The organism is Kineobactrum salinum (assembly GCF_010669285.1).
Lineage (GTDB): Bacteria > Pseudomonadota > Gammaproteobacteria > Pseudomonadales > Halieaceae > Kineobactrum > Kineobactrum salinum.
This window is the reverse complement of record NZ_CP048711.1, coordinates 1,271,957-1,289,072: the sequence shown is the minus strand read 5'-3', so window position 1 is coordinate 1,289,072 and position 17,116 is coordinate 1,271,957. Positions and strand designations below refer to the sequence as shown.

The 17,116-nt window shown below is 55.5% G+C and carries 11 protein-coding genes, 1 tRNA gene and 1 pseudogene; 11 read left to right on the top strand and 2 right to left on the bottom strand.

Going from position 1 to position 17,116, the window contains the following annotated elements:
- Positions 1-14 precede the first annotated feature (14 nt).
- The 5 genes and pseudogenes from G3T16_RS05465 (at position 15) to G3T16_RS05445 (ending at position 6,779) form a co-directional block, all read left to right on the top strand.
- Complete coding sequence (locus G3T16_RS05465) at positions 15-1,592, top strand: AMP-binding protein (RefSeq protein ID WP_163494168.1); 1,578 nt, start codon at positions 15-17, stop codon at positions 1,590-1,592.
- A gap of 45 nt (positions 1,593-1,637) precedes the next feature.
- A pseudogene (locus G3T16_RS05460) lies at positions 1,638-2,788 on the top strand (thiolase C-terminal domain-containing protein).
- A 149-nt stretch (positions 2,789-2,937) separates the two neighbouring features.
- On the top strand, positions 2,938-4,656 hold the full coding sequence (locus G3T16_RS05455; protein ID WP_163494167.1) for an amidohydrolase: 1,719 nt from the start codon (positions 2,938-2,940) through the stop codon (positions 4,654-4,656).
- 119 nt (positions 4,657-4,775) lie between these two features.
- Positions 4,776-4,852, top strand: a tRNA-Val gene (locus tag G3T16_RS05450).
- An 886-nt stretch (positions 4,853-5,738) separates the two neighbouring features.
- Positions 5,739-6,779, top strand: a complete 1,041-nt coding sequence (locus G3T16_RS05445; protein ID WP_163494166.1) for an aromatic ring-hydroxylating dioxygenase subunit alpha — start codon at positions 5,739-5,741, stop codon at positions 6,777-6,779.
- Between the two features lie 81 nt (positions 6,780-6,860).
- On the opposite strand, the gene G3T16_RS20990 is transcribed toward G3T16_RS05445, so the two are convergent.
- Positions 6,861-7,076, bottom strand: a complete 216-nt coding sequence (locus tag G3T16_RS20990) for a hypothetical protein (RefSeq protein ID WP_197911918.1) — start codon at positions 7,074-7,076, stop codon at positions 6,861-6,863.
- Between the two features lie 62 nt (positions 7,077-7,138).
- Positions 7,139-7,840: an alpha/beta hydrolase family protein gene (locus G3T16_RS05440; RefSeq protein WP_197911917.1), complete on the bottom strand. Its 702-nt coding sequence runs from the start codon at positions 7,838-7,840 to the stop codon at positions 7,139-7,141.
- Between the two features lie 165 nt (positions 7,841-8,005).
- On the opposite strand from G3T16_RS05440, the gene G3T16_RS05435 reads away from it, so the two are divergent.
- From G3T16_RS05435 to G3T16_RS05410, 6 genes are all read left to right on the top strand, one after another.
- The gene (locus G3T16_RS05435; protein ID WP_163494165.1) at positions 8,006-10,111 is read left to right on the top strand and encodes a TonB-dependent receptor; all 2,106 of its coding nucleotides are present in this window, start codon (positions 8,006-8,008) and stop codon (positions 10,109-10,111) included.
- Between the two features lie 242 nt (positions 10,112-10,353).
- Positions 10,354-10,890 (top strand): MarR family winged helix-turn-helix transcriptional regulator, encoded by a 537-nt coding sequence (locus G3T16_RS05430; protein WP_163494164.1) that lies wholly within the window; start codon positions 10,354-10,356, stop codon positions 10,888-10,890.
- A gap of 394 nt (positions 10,891-11,284) precedes the next feature.
- Positions 11,285-12,202, top strand: coding sequence for a DODA-type extradiol aromatic ring-opening family dioxygenase (locus G3T16_RS05425; protein ID WP_163494163.1), 918 nt, complete (start codon positions 11,285-11,287; stop codon positions 12,200-12,202).
- 5 nt (positions 12,203-12,207) lie between these two features.
- On the top strand, positions 12,208-13,185 hold the full coding sequence (locus G3T16_RS05420; RefSeq protein ID WP_163494162.1) for a DODA-type extradiol aromatic ring-opening family dioxygenase: 978 nt from the start codon (positions 12,208-12,210) through the stop codon (positions 13,183-13,185).
- A 229-nt stretch (positions 13,186-13,414) separates the two neighbouring features.
- A complete protein-coding gene (locus G3T16_RS05415) occupies positions 13,415-15,709 on the top strand; it encodes a TonB-dependent receptor (RefSeq protein WP_332102885.1) in 2,295 nt (764 codons plus the stop codon).
- A 12-nt stretch (positions 15,710-15,721) separates the two neighbouring features.
- Positions 15,722-17,104: an MFS transporter gene (locus G3T16_RS05410; protein ID WP_163494160.1), complete on the top strand. Its 1,383-nt coding sequence runs from the start codon at positions 15,722-15,724 to the stop codon at positions 17,102-17,104.
- Positions 17,105-17,116 lie beyond the last annotated feature (12 nt).

The following is a 17,116-nucleotide window of genomic DNA, read 5'->3' as shown; positions in this document are numbered from 1 at the left end:
TTCAAGGAAATCGAATGATGGATATTTCAAGACAGCCAGGTGGCCTCCACTGCATGTCGGGGAAGAATGTCTCATCACTGCTGAGGTACTGGCAGGAAAAGTCACCGGACAATACCTTCTTGAAATGGGAGCCTCTGGCTGCAGGTAAGCCGAGGTCCTGGAGCTATGAGCAGTTCGCTACCGATGTTTGGAGGTTGTCTTCCGGCTTACTGAAGCTGGGTGTCAAGAAAGGGGATTGCATAAATATTCATTTGGACAACTCTCCGGAATTCCTGTTGTCATGGTTTTCCTGCGTGCACCTGGGAGCAATTCCAGTGACTACCAATACCAGAAGCTCTCTGGATGAGTTGTCATACTACCTTTCACATTCAGAGTCGGTTGCATCTATCACAAGCGGACAACACGTCGACAGTATCAAGAATACGGGAGCGGAACTGCAATTCATACTGGTTACTGACGAAAGCAGTGCATCTTGTGGAAGCGGAGAGGTATCGAATCTCTACGAGCACCTTGGCGCCGCGACATTCACGCCCCATGATGTGAGCGACAGCGACATCTGCTCGTTACAGTACACCTCAGGTACCACGTCGCGGCCAAAGGGTGTGATGTGGACGCACGCCAATGCGTTGTGGGGCGGCAGGGTTACAAGTGGTCACCTGAAAAGTACGCCTCAGGATACGGCCCTGGTGTATTTGCCGCTATTCCACACCAACGCCCTGTGTTATTCAATGCTGTCAACCCTGTGGTCAGGGGGCTCCATGGTATTGTTGCCAAAATTCTCGGCGAGCCGATTCTGGCCGGTGTCAGTGGAGAACAAGTGCACCTGGACTGCAACCATTCCTGCAGTGATTTCGGCTCTGCAAGACAAACCAGATCCTGAAGGCTCTCATTCATTTCGTTTGTGGGGCGGCGCCTTCTCGAATGTGCCGGGGGTGATGGAGCGTTGGGGGATATCCACCTTGGGATGGTGGGGAATGACGGAAACGATTAGCCAGGTCATCATGACCCCCGTCGACATAATTGACGAAGACATCGCAATGGGGAGGGTCGTGCCTGAGTACTCCGTTCGGGTGGTGGATGATGCAGGGGTCGATGTCTCCCCTGGCACGGTTGGACACCTGCTTGTCAAGGGCGTTCCCGGACTGTCACTGTTTGCGGGCTACCTCAAGAATGACGAAGCCACTGATGAAAGTTATGACGACGGATGGTTTATCACCGGTGATCTCGTGAAGCAGCTTCCCAGCGGCGCCATTGCTTTCTCTGACAGAGCGAAGGACATGCTGAAAGTCGGAGGGGAGAATGTCTCTGCGTCTGAGGTTGAACGGGTGATACTGGCTGTCGATGGCGTCCTGGAGGCGGCTGTGGTTTCACGCCCCGATGATTTTCTTGATGAGGTCCCGGTTGCATACGTAACCGCAAATGGAAATAACGCCGACATCGAAGCCAGAATTGTCCGGCATTGTAGTGAAATGCTATCCGATTTCAAGGTCCCCAGAGCGGTCCGGGTTGTAGAGGAACTACCGCGAATCATGCTTGGCAAGGTCAGCAAGAAGAAACTCCGTGAAATGGCATCAACGGATTTTGCAAACTGAATAGGAGTAGCAAACGTGCAAACCGCATTGGTCGCTGGTGTCGGGATGGTGAAATTCTCGAAGCCTGGCAGCAACAAACCGTTCCGTGAGATGGCAGCTGAATCTATTCGCATTGCAATGAGCGATGCTGGTCTTGAAGTTGGCGATATCGGCCAGGCATTTGCTTCACATGTTTATGAGGTAACTGGTTCGGGTCAGCATGCTATCTATGATGTAATGCAAACGGGCATCCCTATCATCAACATTAACAACGCTTGCGCATCTGGATCAAGTGGGCTGTTTGTGGCAAGGCAGCTGGTCGAAAGCGGCGCCTCTGATTGTGTGCTGGTAGTGGGATTTGACGAAATGCCATCAGGGGCGATTCCTCTGGATTTCACGACCGAGATGGTGGGATCGCGTATTGACCGGGTTCTGGATGAACACCAGTATCCGTTGAGCGCCCATGGGGACATTCTGCGCTGGTTTGGGGCGGCCGGCATGCACTATATGGAAAAGTACGGCGCGAACTCTGACATATTTGCAAAGGTCGCCGTGAAATCACGGGCACACGCAAGTAACAATCCTTTTGCCGTGATGACAGCACCCCTCAGCTTTGAGCAGGTGGTTTCTGCACCGGTTCTGTACGGTGACTACCTGACAAAGTACATGGCTTGTCCTCCTACATGCGGAGCTGCCGCTGCGATTATCGTGGGATCCAGTTTTGCAAAGCAGAAGGGTATAAATAATGCTGTTGCCATAAGGGCGCAATCAATGGTGACCGATACGCCTGAATCCTGGTCTGATGCCTTGATGGCCTGTGGATATGGTAATACAAGTCGGGCTGCTGCCGAAGTGTTCGAGGCGTCTGGTGTCGGCCCCCAGGAGATTGACGTGGTGGAGCTGCACGATTGCTTTACCACGAACGAAGTGGTTAGCTATGAGGCGCTTCAGCTATGCGGGGAGGGTGAGGCAACGAGATTTATTGCGGACAATCAGAATACTTACGGCGGCAGCGTAGTTGTCAATCCATCGGGGGGCTGATGTCCAAAGGTCATCCTATCGGCGCTACTGGAATTGCCCAGTGTTGTGAGATTGTCTGGCAACTGCGTGGCTGTGCAGAGGCCCGTCAGGTGCAGGGTGCGCGCTTTGGGCTTCAGCACAATATCGGTTTGGTCGGGGCGGCGGTGGTAACGTTGTACGAACGCTTCTCCAACTAACCTCGCGGTGCAAGCGAAGAGCGGCGGAACGCGGGGTGATATGCTCCGCGGTGACGACTTCGCACGTTCTTCTTCCCAAGTTCTCCTGCTCGACCTTCCCGCTCATTAGCGTTACTCTTCCCCATGGATTTTCTGGAGTGTAAGGTTTTATGAGATTTCTACAGCTACCCCGAACGATCGTCTGTGGTGTTGCGGCAGCGCTCGCAAGCCAGCTGGCGCTGTCCCAGGCACTTGAGCTGGAAGACGGCCAGGCGACCTTGATACTGACCAACGGATCGATTTATACCGTGGACGGACAGGCGGAAGCGATGGCCATTGGTGCCAAGGGAGTTATTCTGGCGGTAGGAGCTTCGGATCTCGTCAGCCAGTTCAAGGGAGAAGGTACCGAGGTACGCGACTTGCAGGGTGATACCGTCCTGCCCGGGTTCCACGAGATGCATGTGCATCCGATGATGGCAGGTCTGCGGGAAAATGCCTGTAAATTTGCGCAGGGCTCATCGTTGCAGCAGGTACTGGACAAGGTCGCACAGTGTGTAGAGGCGGCCGAGCCCGGCGAATGGATTACTGGCGGCCAATGGGACGCCCCGACCCTCGGCGGAATACCGCACCGTGAGCTGCTGGACAGGGTGGCTCCCAACAATCCGGTAATTTTGACGGATACCAGTGGACACAGTGACTGGGTGAACACCATGGCGCTCGAACAAGCGGGCATAAGCAGAGACACGCCTGATCCTCCCGGGGGTGTTATCGAGAGAGACAGCAACGGTGATCCCACCGGCGTGACCAGGGAAAATGCGCAACAGTTGATTGCCGATCTGGTGCCACCGCCGAATCTTGCGCAGCGCAAGGCTGCGGTACGATGGTCGCTTGACACCATGCTCGCGGGTGGCATCACCTCTTTTGTTTCTGCGACGACGGGTGAGGCGGAAGCGGAAGCCTTTGCCGCTCTGGCTGATGATGGCGACCTGAAACAGCGCGTGCGGCTGTGTTTGGGCGGGCGGCGTGAGGACCCCAAGGATGTGGAATCATTGATTCAGCGGCGCCAGCTCTACGCCCGTGAGCGCCTGTCGCCGGATTGTGTAAAGCTATACCTGGATGGTGTGCCAACTGACAGCCATACGGGTGCGATGCTGGAGCCCTACGCCGATATCGTGGAGGGGCGGGACGATGAGGCCAGCCGCAAAGGCATACTCATGTATTCGGACGAGGACGTTAAAAAGGTCGTGACGGACTTCGATGTCCAGGGTTTGACGGTCAAATTCCATGCCGCGGGTGACGCTGCCGTGCGCCGGGGCCTGGATGCCATTGCTGCGGCGCGTGAGGCCAACGGTTTCAGTGGCCTGCTTCACAACGTCGGCCACTGCACCTTTGTATCCGAAGAGGACCTGCCTCGCGCCCGCGCGATGGGCGCAACCTATGAAGTATCCCCCTATCTATGGGCGCCGTCGCCGATCAACGACAGCATCATCGCAGCAGTCGGACCCGAACGCATAGAGCGCGTCTGGCCGGTGCGCGACATGATCGATGCCGGGGCCCTGGTAGTGCCGGGTTCAGACTGGTCCGTTGTGCCAGCGGTCAACCCATGGATCGGTGTCGAAACATTGGTGACGCGTGAGACCCTTGGCGGGGGCGAGTCCTTTGGCAAGGGCCAGGCTATTACGGTGGATGAAGCGCTGGCAATGTACACGGTCAACGCGGCCAGGCAAATGGGGCACGACGACCGTGTCGGCCGGATCGCGCCAGGCATGATCGCCGACCTGGTTGTGGTCAACCAGGACCCCCATAAAGTACCGGCACAAAAGCTGCACGAGACAGTGGTAAAGGCGACCATCATCAATGGCGAGATTGTTTACGAAGCCGGTCCGTAGAAATAACCCGGGGGACCCGCAATGGTGTCAAGACGGATGACGCTTCGGCGCACTGTTCGGTAACCCGGGGCTTGCTTGCTGCTACAAGGCTCCTTTATAATCGCCCCCCTGTAAACAGCAGGACCATAGCTCAGTTGGTTAGAGCGCTACCTTGACATGGTAGAGGTCGGCGGTTCGAATCCGCCTGGTCCTACCAAATTTGCCCCACCGCCCGGTGGGGTTTTGCGTTTGGCCGCCAGCTCGGGCAGTCCGGGGCTCTACCCAATCAACGAGGGACGGGCCGGCTTCACTAAACCGCTTTGGGCTCTACCCCATAAACGCTTTGAGATCTCCCGGCCGGATTTCGCTTGACTTACAAGCCATGCCGACAAAGAACGCGCCCCAACGGTATCACCACAATCGCTCCGAGCCATACCCGGTGCGTTTCGTGCCTCAACGCACCCTATGCGGCTGCGAGCCCGCGCGAATCCCTGATGACCACCAGTTGATAGGGTGCGCTGACGAAGGAAGCGCACCATCATGGGCTACGCCCACAAAGAAGCCCGGTTCGGCTGGAATGGCACCACCCGATATCCCGTGCTGGACAGGGGGCCTCATGTCCAGTCCCGCCGAATGTGCCCCGGAGGATTCAGCGGGCGCGTTTGCGCACAGTGTTTGCTGCGCAGCGTGCAGCATCGCGCAGGTATCCCTATCCCTCGCTGCATGAGCGGAGCACGCATCTGCAGAAATTGGCCGGCCTGCTGGAGCGCCATCGGGATGCAATCGCCGTCGCCATCAATGACGATTTTGGCAGTCGTCCCAGCCAGGAATCACGGGTGCGTCGCCATACGGAGCGCTGTTCGAGCGGATGTATAAAGCGATGTTGAAGGGGTGTAGCGGGCTCTGCCACCATGCACTTATGGTGCATCTCTGCAATAACTTATTACCTAATAACTTATTAAGGGTGGTGTAAGCGGGCGCTATCAGTTACAATTTCACCACACATCAGAAGTTCAAATGGATAATTCCGGGCTTTCATCAATGGGATTACCATTGATTATTGGATCGCGCCTATTGGTTGTGAATTTATGGGGAGATTTTCGATGAGCTATCTTCGCAACTGCTGGTACATGGCTGCCTGGTCGGATGAGGTTGAAGCGGGCGGCATGCTTGCCAGGCGGTACCTTGATGAACCCGTGGTCCTGTTTCGCGACAGCGGCGGCAAGGTTTGCGCGGTCCACGACCGTTGCCCGCATCGATTTGCGCCGCTCAGCAAGGGGAAGGTGGAAAATGGAACCATCGCCTGCGGTTATCACGGTCTCACCTTTGACGGTTGTGGCAAGTGCGTTTTCAATCCGCACGGTAAAATTCTGCAAAGCATGGCGGTCAAACACTATGCTGTTGCTGAAGCCTATCGCGGTATCTGGATCTGGATGGGCGAGCCTGAAACCGCGAATCTGGATTTTCTGCGTGACCTCAGCTTCCTGGAAACCGCCCCGGAGACGGCGTTCAGCAAGGGTTATCTTTGTGGTCACGGCAATTACCAGCTTTTCGTGGACAATATTCTTGATCTTACCCACGTTGATTTTCTGCATGCCTCGACCCTGGGCTCAGGCGCTTTTACCCGTACCCGCGCCAAAGTAGCAGAAACCGGCGACCGTGTGACCATTTTGCGGGATTGCCTGGATGAAGTGCCGTCTCCCTTGATGCGCTCCATCCGGAATATTACCGAGGAGGACCGTGTCGATTATTGGAATAATGTCGAATGGTCGCCACCGGCTGTGATGACGCTGAGTGGCGGGAATGTTCCGTCAGGCGCTGACCGGGAAGGGCCGCTCAATAATATGAACACCATGAATGCGCATATCGTGACGCCGGAAACAGGATTAACGACTCACTATTTTTTTGCAACCACCCGCGATTTTGCCGTCGATGACGCTGAGTTCAATGAAAAATTTGCCAGAACGCGAAACCAGATATTTTCGACCGAAGACGAACCCATGATACGCGCCCAGCAGGAACGCATGGGGGACAAGAATTTATGGGAGTTGCAACCGCTATTGCTGCGCATCGATGAAGGCTCTGTCCGTGTGCGCCGCAAACTGGAGAAAATGATCGAGGCGGAAAACAGCACGCGCTCGTGACAGGATATTGAATAGGCCAGGTGAAGGCTTTTCAAACCACGCTTGCGGGCCCAGTCCGCAAAAGCGGGGACAGGAACTGAATCACTTGCATTTGACCTCGCCCAAGGGGTCGGACACTTCAGTCAGCCTTCTGCGCGCCACTGACCAGCTGGTGTCAGTGGGAAAAAATGCGCTACGCAGGTAAGCCGAAGATAGCTGCTGTACTGCGGCGACATACTCCGGACTTTCATGCTCCGTTAATTTCATTTCTCTACCGGCAATGCCGCCGAGCATGTGCTTTGCTCCAAACAGCGTCACCAGGCACTTTTTTCCGGTGCTCAAGGAGTAGGGGTCGGTGTACCAGTCCGGTCCCCGAACAGTCAGGGGAGAGATGTCCCGATCCCCGCAATAACCAGCACGGGCCGCGTCATCTCGGCGAAACTCGGGTTCATAAACGGAAAATTGCGAACAGCGAAGTCGCTCAAATCCTCGCCGCCCCTGCCTGCCGTGGCAAGGAGGATGCCGACATCGATTCGCGGGTCGGACAGATCCTGTTTCGTGCCATCCGGCCTGATAACCCGGGCGCCCAGCAGCATGCCTGCGGTGATTCCGCCATAGGAATGGCCGGCCGCAGCGATGCGATCCCTGTTCATCCGTCCTTCCAGGCCGGGAACCGTGTTCTCGATCAGGTCGAGATTTTCCAGCACGCGTTTCATATCCTCGACACGATAACGCCAGATCGAAGGCCTGCGCGGATCGCCCGGCGCCAGGTTCAGTACAGCAGCGTCCAGGAAGGTGGGTTGAATCACTACGAAACCCTGGCTGGCCCAGTAATTGACGAGTGGGGCATAGTCGTCTGACGAGAGCGCATTGCCATGGGCAAAAACGATAATCGGCAGATCGCTGCCGGTCAGGGGTGCCGAAACTCGCACACTCAGGCCTTGACCACGGCCGGGAGCCGGGATGACGACGGGACTTACCGAGAGGACCGGCATTTCCGCAGATTCGGTCAAGTTATCATCAGGCACATTGCTCTGCGCCCATGCCAGGCCCGGGTTTGCAAGCGACAATACAATCAGCACAAGGCCCGCGACCGCAGTCCCCCATTGTTTCGGGTGCCAGGTAGATTGGAGATTGCAACAATAATGCATTGACATAATACCTTATGGTGAGATAACATACTTGCCAAGTCAATAGTGTTATAAATTGACTGCAAATATCAAATAAAATTTGTTGGGGAGGTGAGCATGGGTAAGGGAATCTCCATTCGTATTGCCGGTTCTCTGTTGATTCTGCCATTGACTCTGCCGATTGGCGGGCAAGCCTTCGGTAGAAATAGTGAAGCCATCTATGAAGAAGTTGTCGTTACGGCACAGAAGAAATCGGAGACTCTACAAAAAGTGTCGGCTGCTGTATCGGTAGTCGATAATAAACGTCTCACCGACCTCGGCGTTACCAATCTTGTGCAAATCACCAATCTGGCGACTGGCGTCGCGGTCGCCCCAATCCGTTCGCGGGCGAATATCTATATTCGCGGTGTAGGCCAGGCGCTGGCCTCGCCGAACGCCGACGCCAACGTTGCGCTTAATTTAAATGGCATTTATCTTCCTCAATCCATGGCGGGTACGGCGTTCTTTGATGTTGACCGCGTGGAAATTCTTCCCGGTCCTCAAGGTACGCTGTACGGCCGCAACTCGACTGGCGGTGTCGTCAATGTGATGAGTCGTACTCCCGGCGATAGTTTCGCTTTTGACGGTTTTCTGGAAGCCGGCAATTACAGCAGTTTCCAGGGGATGGCGGGTATCGATATTCCGGTTTCAGATACCCTCCTATCGCGGACTGCGGTTACACACAAACGCCATGATGGCTATATCGAACCCAGGAATCAATTGGATGACCAGGACAGTACCGCGGTGCGGCAAACCCTGGTATGGACCCCCGGAGTTGCTACAGAGCTTACTGGCGTATTGACCTACACCAGTGAAGGAGGAATCGGCAATACGTTGATAAACGATCCCAATCTCGAGTGCTCGATTGCTGACGGCGCCTGCGTTCTCTTCGACGCCGAAGAGGAGGGATACAAGTACGATGTGGATGTTTACCAGGGCAGTCTGACGTTGCGCCACGATTTCAGCGACAGTCTCACGTTGATCTACATAGGCGGCTACAGTTATTTGGACCAGGATTCAAACAGCGGTCTTTTTTCAGGGCCACCGGCTGTTCAGTTACTGAATCCCGAAACCTCGGAGGGGCAAAGTCACGAAGCGCGCCTCAACGTCACGGCCGACAGGGTTGAAGGTCTGTTCGGCATCTACTATTTCGATGAGGATATTTACTCCGCTTTCGATGTGGCGCCGGTGCCGGTGGTACGATTCTTCAATGTGCTTGATGCGGCAGCCCACGGCTTCGCCGTCTACGGCCAGGGAACCTATGCGCTGACCGATGCATTCCGCGTTACGGGCGGTGTGCGCTATTCCGAGAATGTCAAAAGCGTGGATGGGTCCAATTCCACCTTTTCGGCGACGACGGGAGACCTGTTGGTCGTGAATGCCTATGAAGGCCGGCTTGACGAGGACCGAGTGGACTGGAAAGGAGGCGTCGAATTTGATGTGGCGACCGATTCCATGCTTTACGCCAATATTTCATCAGGCTTTACGCCGGGCGGGTTCAGTACCGGACCGCAGGTGCTCGGGGAGCCGGCGGCCAAGCCATTCGAGCCGGTTACGCTGGTTGCCTACGTGGCGGGGGTAAAAAACCGCTTGGCGGATGGTGCCTTAACGCTGAATCTGGAAGGGTTTTACTATGACTACGAGAACTATCAGATTAGCGCGCGCGACCAGACAACCGCGCAAAATCTGGTTTACAATGCCGAAAAATCAACAGTTCATGGCATCCAACTGGACTCCCGGTTCAAGCCAGGCCCAAATGACAATCTGGGTGTGAGTGTGACGTACTTGCATGCGGTGGCTGACATTCTGGATACGCCCGGTGGTAGTTTCGACGGTGTTAGACTGCCGTTCTCGCCACGCTGGACGGTTAATCTCGACTATCAGCATGCGTTTGATCTCGACAGCGGCGCGCAGATTCGCGCCAGCCTAAACTTCAAATATACCAGTAGCCGTTGGACTGTCTATACTCAAGACACGCCGGGCTATTACCAGAAAGCCAACACCCATACGGTTTTAAACCTGGGCTATTTCGCGCCCGCCGATCGCTGGTCGATCCAGCTCTATGTCCGCAACCTCGAAGACAATGTGGTGAAGACATCATGCGCCAATGCCGTACCGGGGCCGGCTGGTTGTTATTTCGAACCGCCGCGAACCTTCGGCGCCACCCTCGGCTTCAATTTCTGAGCGATTGGCTGGCTGCCAACTCCGCGGCCAGATCTCCTTTTCCCACATGCTGATTGGGGCGGCGTCTGCCTGTGTGGTGGCAAGTGTCCTCAGGATGTCTCAAATGGGTCAGGATAAACAAGCTTCGTCCGAAAACCTTACGTAAAGGGTAGTTGACAATAACACCCGGGACTAACGTAGAATACATACCTCGAAGAAGTTATGTCGTCACAAATAGTTGCCGGATCATTATGATAGCTAGCATGAAGCCACGAAAAAAGCCCAGGGCACCACGTCGTTCCGAGCCATTTAACGAACCCCACAACATTCAGGCCTCTCATATAGATCTTGAGCCAATCTTTGAGGGTCAGGTCGATTATCTCGTCCGGATGATCCGGATTCTGGAAATCCGCGCGATCGATGTGCTGCTAGAGCCGATGGATCTTACGCTTAGCGCCTGGTATCCCCTCGCTGTTCTTCGCGAGTTGGACGGGATGTCTCAGCGTGAGCTTGGTATCCGTCTGAATTTGAAGGATGCTGCGATTGGCAAAGCAGTTGATTTTCTGGAAAAGGCAGGCCTTGTCCAGCGCATGACGGGCAAGGATCGTCGCAAGGCGCTGGTCTTTCTTACCGATGGCGGCAAGAAGGTGGCTGAAGATGTTGCGGCCAAACGGCAACAATTGCTTGAGGTGATTACCGAGGGTTTTTCTGAGAGGGAGGCAAAACTCTTTCCCAAATTGTTGGAGCGTTGTTATATGAACATCAATAACTTCGTTGAAAGTCAGAAAGAACAGGAATAACACCAATAACACCAATACAAACTGCCTCCTGTCACCTTCGGGATTGTCACTTTCTTCCTTGACTATGCATTCCTGACAATTTCCTCTTGCAGAGCTTCAAGCCAATGTGGCGCTCTGAACTCCTCTTCTCTCCGATACACTGCACCTGTATTCTCCCCTACAGATCAATCACTTAGGTGCTTGATTTGGTCATCCACCACGGCGTGGCCAATGAGGCAGGCTGTTTTTCAGCTGCCCGTCAAGGTTGGCCGCGGTTGTAGCCTCAGCTTGGTTTATTCGCCCTTGGTGGGACTTGAATACAGCTGGAAACCCATATTGAGACTACATAATAAGTTATGCTATCATGACATAAGTTTGCAGCAGTTCAGTAGCGTCGAATGTACGGGGAGACAGTATGCCAATCATAATTGGTGCGGGGATTAGCTACTCTCCGCTTCTTTACAGGAAGCGCAGCGACTGGGGCGCAGTCTCTGAGTTTCTTAGAAAGGGCGCGGTTCAACCGGAGAGTGCTGGCAGCGAAGATAGTGCGGTCCTGGATGATTTCGAGGACCGGGTTTTCCGCGGGTTCTCGGCCATCGAGCAATTAATCGCAAAGAGTGAGCTGGACGCGCTGATTGTACTTACCGCGGATCGGGGCGATCTGTTTGACGATTCCAACGTGCCGCAACTCCATATGCAGGTCGGGGGAGAGGTGTGGGGCGACACCGCGATCGAAGCGCTCGGAGAACCGTCGGCGATCCAACGCTTTAGCTGTCATGCAGAACTGGCTGACATACTGATCGAACAATTGGTTCGGGATGGTTTCGACCTTGCTGAATCGCGCGGTGATTTCCGGCCTGTGGGAAATCCGGAGCGCGGCGTCGGTGGGCAGGAAGTCGAGGCAGTGGCGCGGTTGGCAAATACGCTACCGCTTATTCCCATCCATATTAACTGTCATGTCGAGCCGGTGATCCCGGGCGCCCGAATCCATGCGTTCGGCCGCGCGCTCAGCCAGGCCGCAGAGTTGACTGATCAGCGCCTGGGGATTCTCGTCAGTGGCGGCTTGTCCGGCGCCCCGGGTGGAGATATGGCCGGGTGGATTGACGATGTACTTGACAACTGGGTGCTCGCGCGCTTGACGCAAGGGCGCTCGGCGGAGATCGCAGGTATCTGGCGCGCGCGGTCTCGGACACTGCTGGGAAGCTCGGCGGAAATACGCCTGTGGGCTGCCGCGGGGGCCGCTCTCGAGAGTACAGGTCGTCGCGCCGAGATTATCGATTACATGCCTTTTCACCATGCGGCCACGGGTGTGGCAACTGTTATCTGGAGGTAATGAGCATGCCTATAGTCGTCGGGATGGCGTCCTCGCATTTCCCCAGTTTGTTTCAGGACACCTATCCGGGTTGGAAGCGGTATTGGCAGCTGATTAGCGGCGATATTCCCCAGCCGCTGGAGGTCGGGCAGGAGGACGAGGTGCGGGTCAAGGAGTGGGTCGAGCGCCGCCGGCTGGCATTCCAGCGGCTGGAGACCGCCCTTGCCGCACGCCAGCCCGCGGCCTTGATTGTTATCGCCGGCGATCAGGACGAATGGTTCTCCGCGGCCCATCTGCCGAATGTCATGATCTATTCAGGCGAAGAGGAGATTGAGGGATTCCACAATTGCGGCGACTTTGATTCGGAGCCACCGGCTCAGTTCTGGGAGGATTTCGATCGGTTTGGCGTACGGTTGAAGGTCATTCCGGAGCTTGCCGCGCAGTTGCAGGCAGAATTGGTCCGCAAGGATTTTGATGTGTCCATCAGCCGCCGGATCAATCCCCAGGGACGCCCGGAGCGGCGAGCGCCGCACGCACTTACCCGGCCTTTACCACTGCTGATGCCAGGACTGGAGATACCGGTCGTGCCAGTCATTATCAAGACTATCGAACGGTCGACCGCGGTCCTCACCGGGGAGCGATGTCTGGCGCTTGGCCGCGCGATTGGGGAGATCTGCAACGATCTTTCCCTGCCGGTCGCGATTTATGGCAGTGGTGGGATGTCCCACGATCCCTCTGGACCTCGCTCAGGCTGGGTCGACCAGGTCCTTGATCGCTGGGTGTTGGAATGCCTTGAATCGGGCAATTTGGACGAGTTGGAAGGACTGTTCTCGTTTCGCTCCGCGGCAACTGACTCGGGTACCGGTGAACTGCGAACCTGGCTGGTTACGGCGGGCGCGATGAGTGCTGCCCAGCCTGCGGCAACATGCCAGGTGGTTGACTATTTTCCAGCACATATCGCCACGGCGGGCGCAGGGTGGGTGTTATGGGAGGCAGGTAGTTGATATCTCTGCACCGCAGGAATAATTTGTTGTTGTATTATACGTTATGCTAGTATAACGTATTAGGAAATAAGATAATGCGATGTATCAATACTCCGAAACGACTAAAAACATGGCATTCAGTTGGCAATGAATGCTCAATAACAGAGGGTGGTCGAATGAAAATCAGTGAAGCTAAAGGTGAGTTCAGGGGCAAGCTGCTACCAGTCCGTACAGCCAGGATTGTTGCGTCCTGCGTTGCCTGTACTTTGGTTCCGGTAGCAGCTTTGGCGCAAGATATCCACGCGAACAACAATCCAGCCCTGGAAGAGATTGTGGTTACTTCGCAAAGACGCGCGCAAAGTTTGCAGGATGTGCCGATGTCCGTGTCCGTTGCGGGGGTGATGAACTGCGCGCCGCCCAGGTGGTGGACTTTATCGATCTGGGCAACCGCATCAGTGGGGTCCGGATCAACAATGCGGGTGCCTCGGACTCGTTGAATATTCGCGGTGTTGGCTCCGGCTTTAACATGGGTTTCGAGCAGGCGGTGGCGATATTCGTTGACGGTGTGTACATAAGCCGGTCACAGGTAATCCGTGGCGGTTTCCTCGATCTCGAGCGGATTGAGGTACTGAAAGGTCCCCAGTCCACCTATTTCGGCAGCAACGCCATTGCGGGTGCGATGAGCATCGTGACCCGCAAACCGACTCAGGAGGTTGATGGCTATGCATCCGCGCTCTACGCACCGGGCGAGGATGAGTATGATTTTCAGGTGGCAGTAGGCGGACCATTGACCGATACGATTTCCGGACGCGCCGCTATCCGGTCTTTCGGGATGGACGGCTATGTCGAGAACCGGCGGTTTGACACTGAGGGGCCGGACAACTCGGACGTGCAGGGCAGGGTGGCGCTGCGCTATGAGACATCTGATCTCGATGTCAACCTGCGGGTCGATTATGCCGACTATGATGACAAAAATTCGGAATTGCAGGAGACCGTCCACTGCCCGCCCGGCCCGGAATTTGGTGGCCCGCGACCGGCATGCCAGGCCCTCATCGACGAGGGCTTGCACGACAATGAAATCGATTATGTCACCGCGACCGGAAATTCCAGTTTCAATCTGGAATCTGTCAACAGCGCTCTGACCGCGGCATGGACACTTGATGAGCATACCATCACGTCGACCACGGGATATTACCAGCACGATCTCTTCAGAACTACGGTAAACGGCGCGATACTTCCCGTGCCTGGGCTCGATATGCCGAGTGGCCTGCCGCTCTCACAGCCGGAAGATTTCAGGTCGTTTAGCCAGGAGATACGGCTCCAATCCGATCTGGGTGGTCGGGTCGATTATATGATGGGGCTCTATTATGACGATTCCCGGCTCGAAGGCGGGGTCAACCTGGGTTTTTACTTCGCCCCTTTCTGGGCGCTGGTGCCACCGGCTGGCGTTATTCCAGAAAGTACACCGATTGCTCAGGAGGTATTCGGCGAACAGGATCAATCCAATAGATCGGCGTTTGCCGCCGCGACCATCAATATAACGGAACAATTCCGGATTGACCTCGGGGCCCGTTACAGCTCTATCCGCAAGGAGGCGCATCGTAGCACGCGAGCGGGTGTCGGCAACGAGGTAGGGCAGGTTGTAGAGGACTTTTCCGACGATGCGTTCAGCGCCTGGACCAGTACTGTCGGTCGTGCCGCAGGCGACTATCCGGTTACCGAGCGTACCGATGACAAGTTTATGCCCTCGGTCAATGTGCAGTATGACCTTAGCGCGGATACCATGATCTATGCGTCCTACTCAACCGGGTTCAAGGCCGGAGGCTGGAATATCGGTCAGAACCTGGACATGTTCGAACCGGAAACCGTCGAGTCCTATGAAGCTGGTATCAAAGCCGCATGGTTCGATAGAGGGCTGACTACCAATTTAACGGTGTTCCACAGCCGCTATGATGATCTGCAGGAATCGACCTCCGTTATCGACCCAGAGACCGGTGTCTTTAACGGCATCATCGGCAATGTAGCCAAGGCGCGCTCACAGGGAATCGAGGCGGAAATTGCCCTGCGCTCGGTGGATGGTTTGAACCTGGGCGCCAGTATCGGGTACCTGGACGCGGAATATCTGGATTATCCCAATGCCCCTTGCACCTTGCTGCAAAACGCCACTATACCCGGCTGCCTGCAGGATCTTGGTGGCCGCCCAAAAGCCTATGCACCGGAATGGAGTGGCAGCGTGACAGGCAGTTATGGCTTTGCCATAACCCCTGACCTTAAGCTCAATGTGGGAGCCTGGTTATATTTCACCTCAGATTTCTATCAGCAAGCAAGTATCGATCCGCTAACTGCCCAGTCAGGCTATGCAAAACTTGATCTGCGCGCGGCCATCAGTGATGCGAATGAGAGCTGGGAAGTGGCCATAGTCGCCAAGAATGTCACCGATAGAGAAACGGGCTCCTACCGTGCGGCGATGTCGGCATCGAATGCGGTGTCTGTCAGGGTTGATCGGCCGAGATCCCTTGCCGTTATGGTCACGAAGAAGTTTTAAAGGAACCCAACAATGACAGAGTCAGGAAGCAGTCGACAAGCGTCCACATTGAACTTCTCACAGCAGATAAGAGAGGGCAAATTAACGGCGCGCCAGATCCTGGTTATCGGGCTGCTTGGTCTTCTGGTGTTGTCGGATGGCATGGATAATCAGGTACTCGGGCTGATTGCCCATGATCTGGCCAGGGATCTCGCCATTCCGATCTCGAGCTTCGGTTTGGTATTTTCCATCAGTCTGATTGGCGCAATAGTCGGCGCGCTGTTCCTGACGGCTGCGGCCGATCAGTGGCTGGGCCGCAAGAAGGTGGTAGTTTTTGGCATGAGCCTGGCAGGTATAGGCACCGTAGTGACGGCCTGTGTCGGCACTCTTGAAGAGCTGATGATCGTGCGGTTCTTGACCGGGGTGGGTCTTGGCGCAGCATTACCGACTGCTATTTCTCTCGCCGCGGAACTTTCGCCACAACGGTTATCACGGCGGGTGGTTACGCTGATGATCGCTTTCGTCCCCCTGGGTTCATTGCTCGGTGGTTTAATGGCCAGAGTCATTATCCCCTGGTCCAATTGGCAAATGCTTCTATATGTTGTCGGAGCTGGCACCCTGGTATTGACGGCAATGGCGGCGCTGATCGTGCCGGAGTCGATACATTTTCTCGTCCGCAAGAAACAGGACCAGAGGCGCGCTGTCTCCGCGGTCAGAAAATTGTTTCAGGTCAACGGCATCAGTGCTGTCACCGTGGACAATGACGCAGTTGATGAATCCGCAAATGACAAAAAACTGGTGGCGAACCTGTTCAAGGGAAATATGTGGAAGCTGACTCTCCTGTTCTGGTTGGTCTTTATGATGAATCAGGCGATCCTGTATTTTGTGATCAACTGGACACCGGCTCTGCTGCTCAGTTCGGGCATGGCGGCGACTGCCGGCATGGATGCGGCGGCAATGTTTGGCCTTGGCGGTGCAATCGGAACCATTGCGCAGGGCTGGCTCACCACCCGCTATGGCCTGTACAAAGTACTGTTTATCGAAATTGCGGTCTATATCATTTCCATGCTGATTCTGCCGGTTACCCTTCAGTATCCGCAATTGGCGCCGGTGTTTATCTTCGTCATTGCCGCGACAATCTGTGCCTATCACGCCGGTTGCATTTTGGTGATTCTGGAATCCTACCCGGAGTCCATCAAGAATACCGGGTTCGGCTGGGCTTTCGGGGTTGGCCGAATAGGTGCCAGCGGTGCGCCGGTTATTGCAGGGTACCTGCTGGCCATTGGTTGGAGTCCGGCCGCAGTATTCTTGGCGGCAACGACTCCAGGGGTGCTATCAGGCGTTGCGCTACTTTGCGTACGCTTCGCTATGGCTCAGCGGTGGCGCAACCAGTGCGAAGTACAGGCTATCGCTTAACTATTCCGGAAA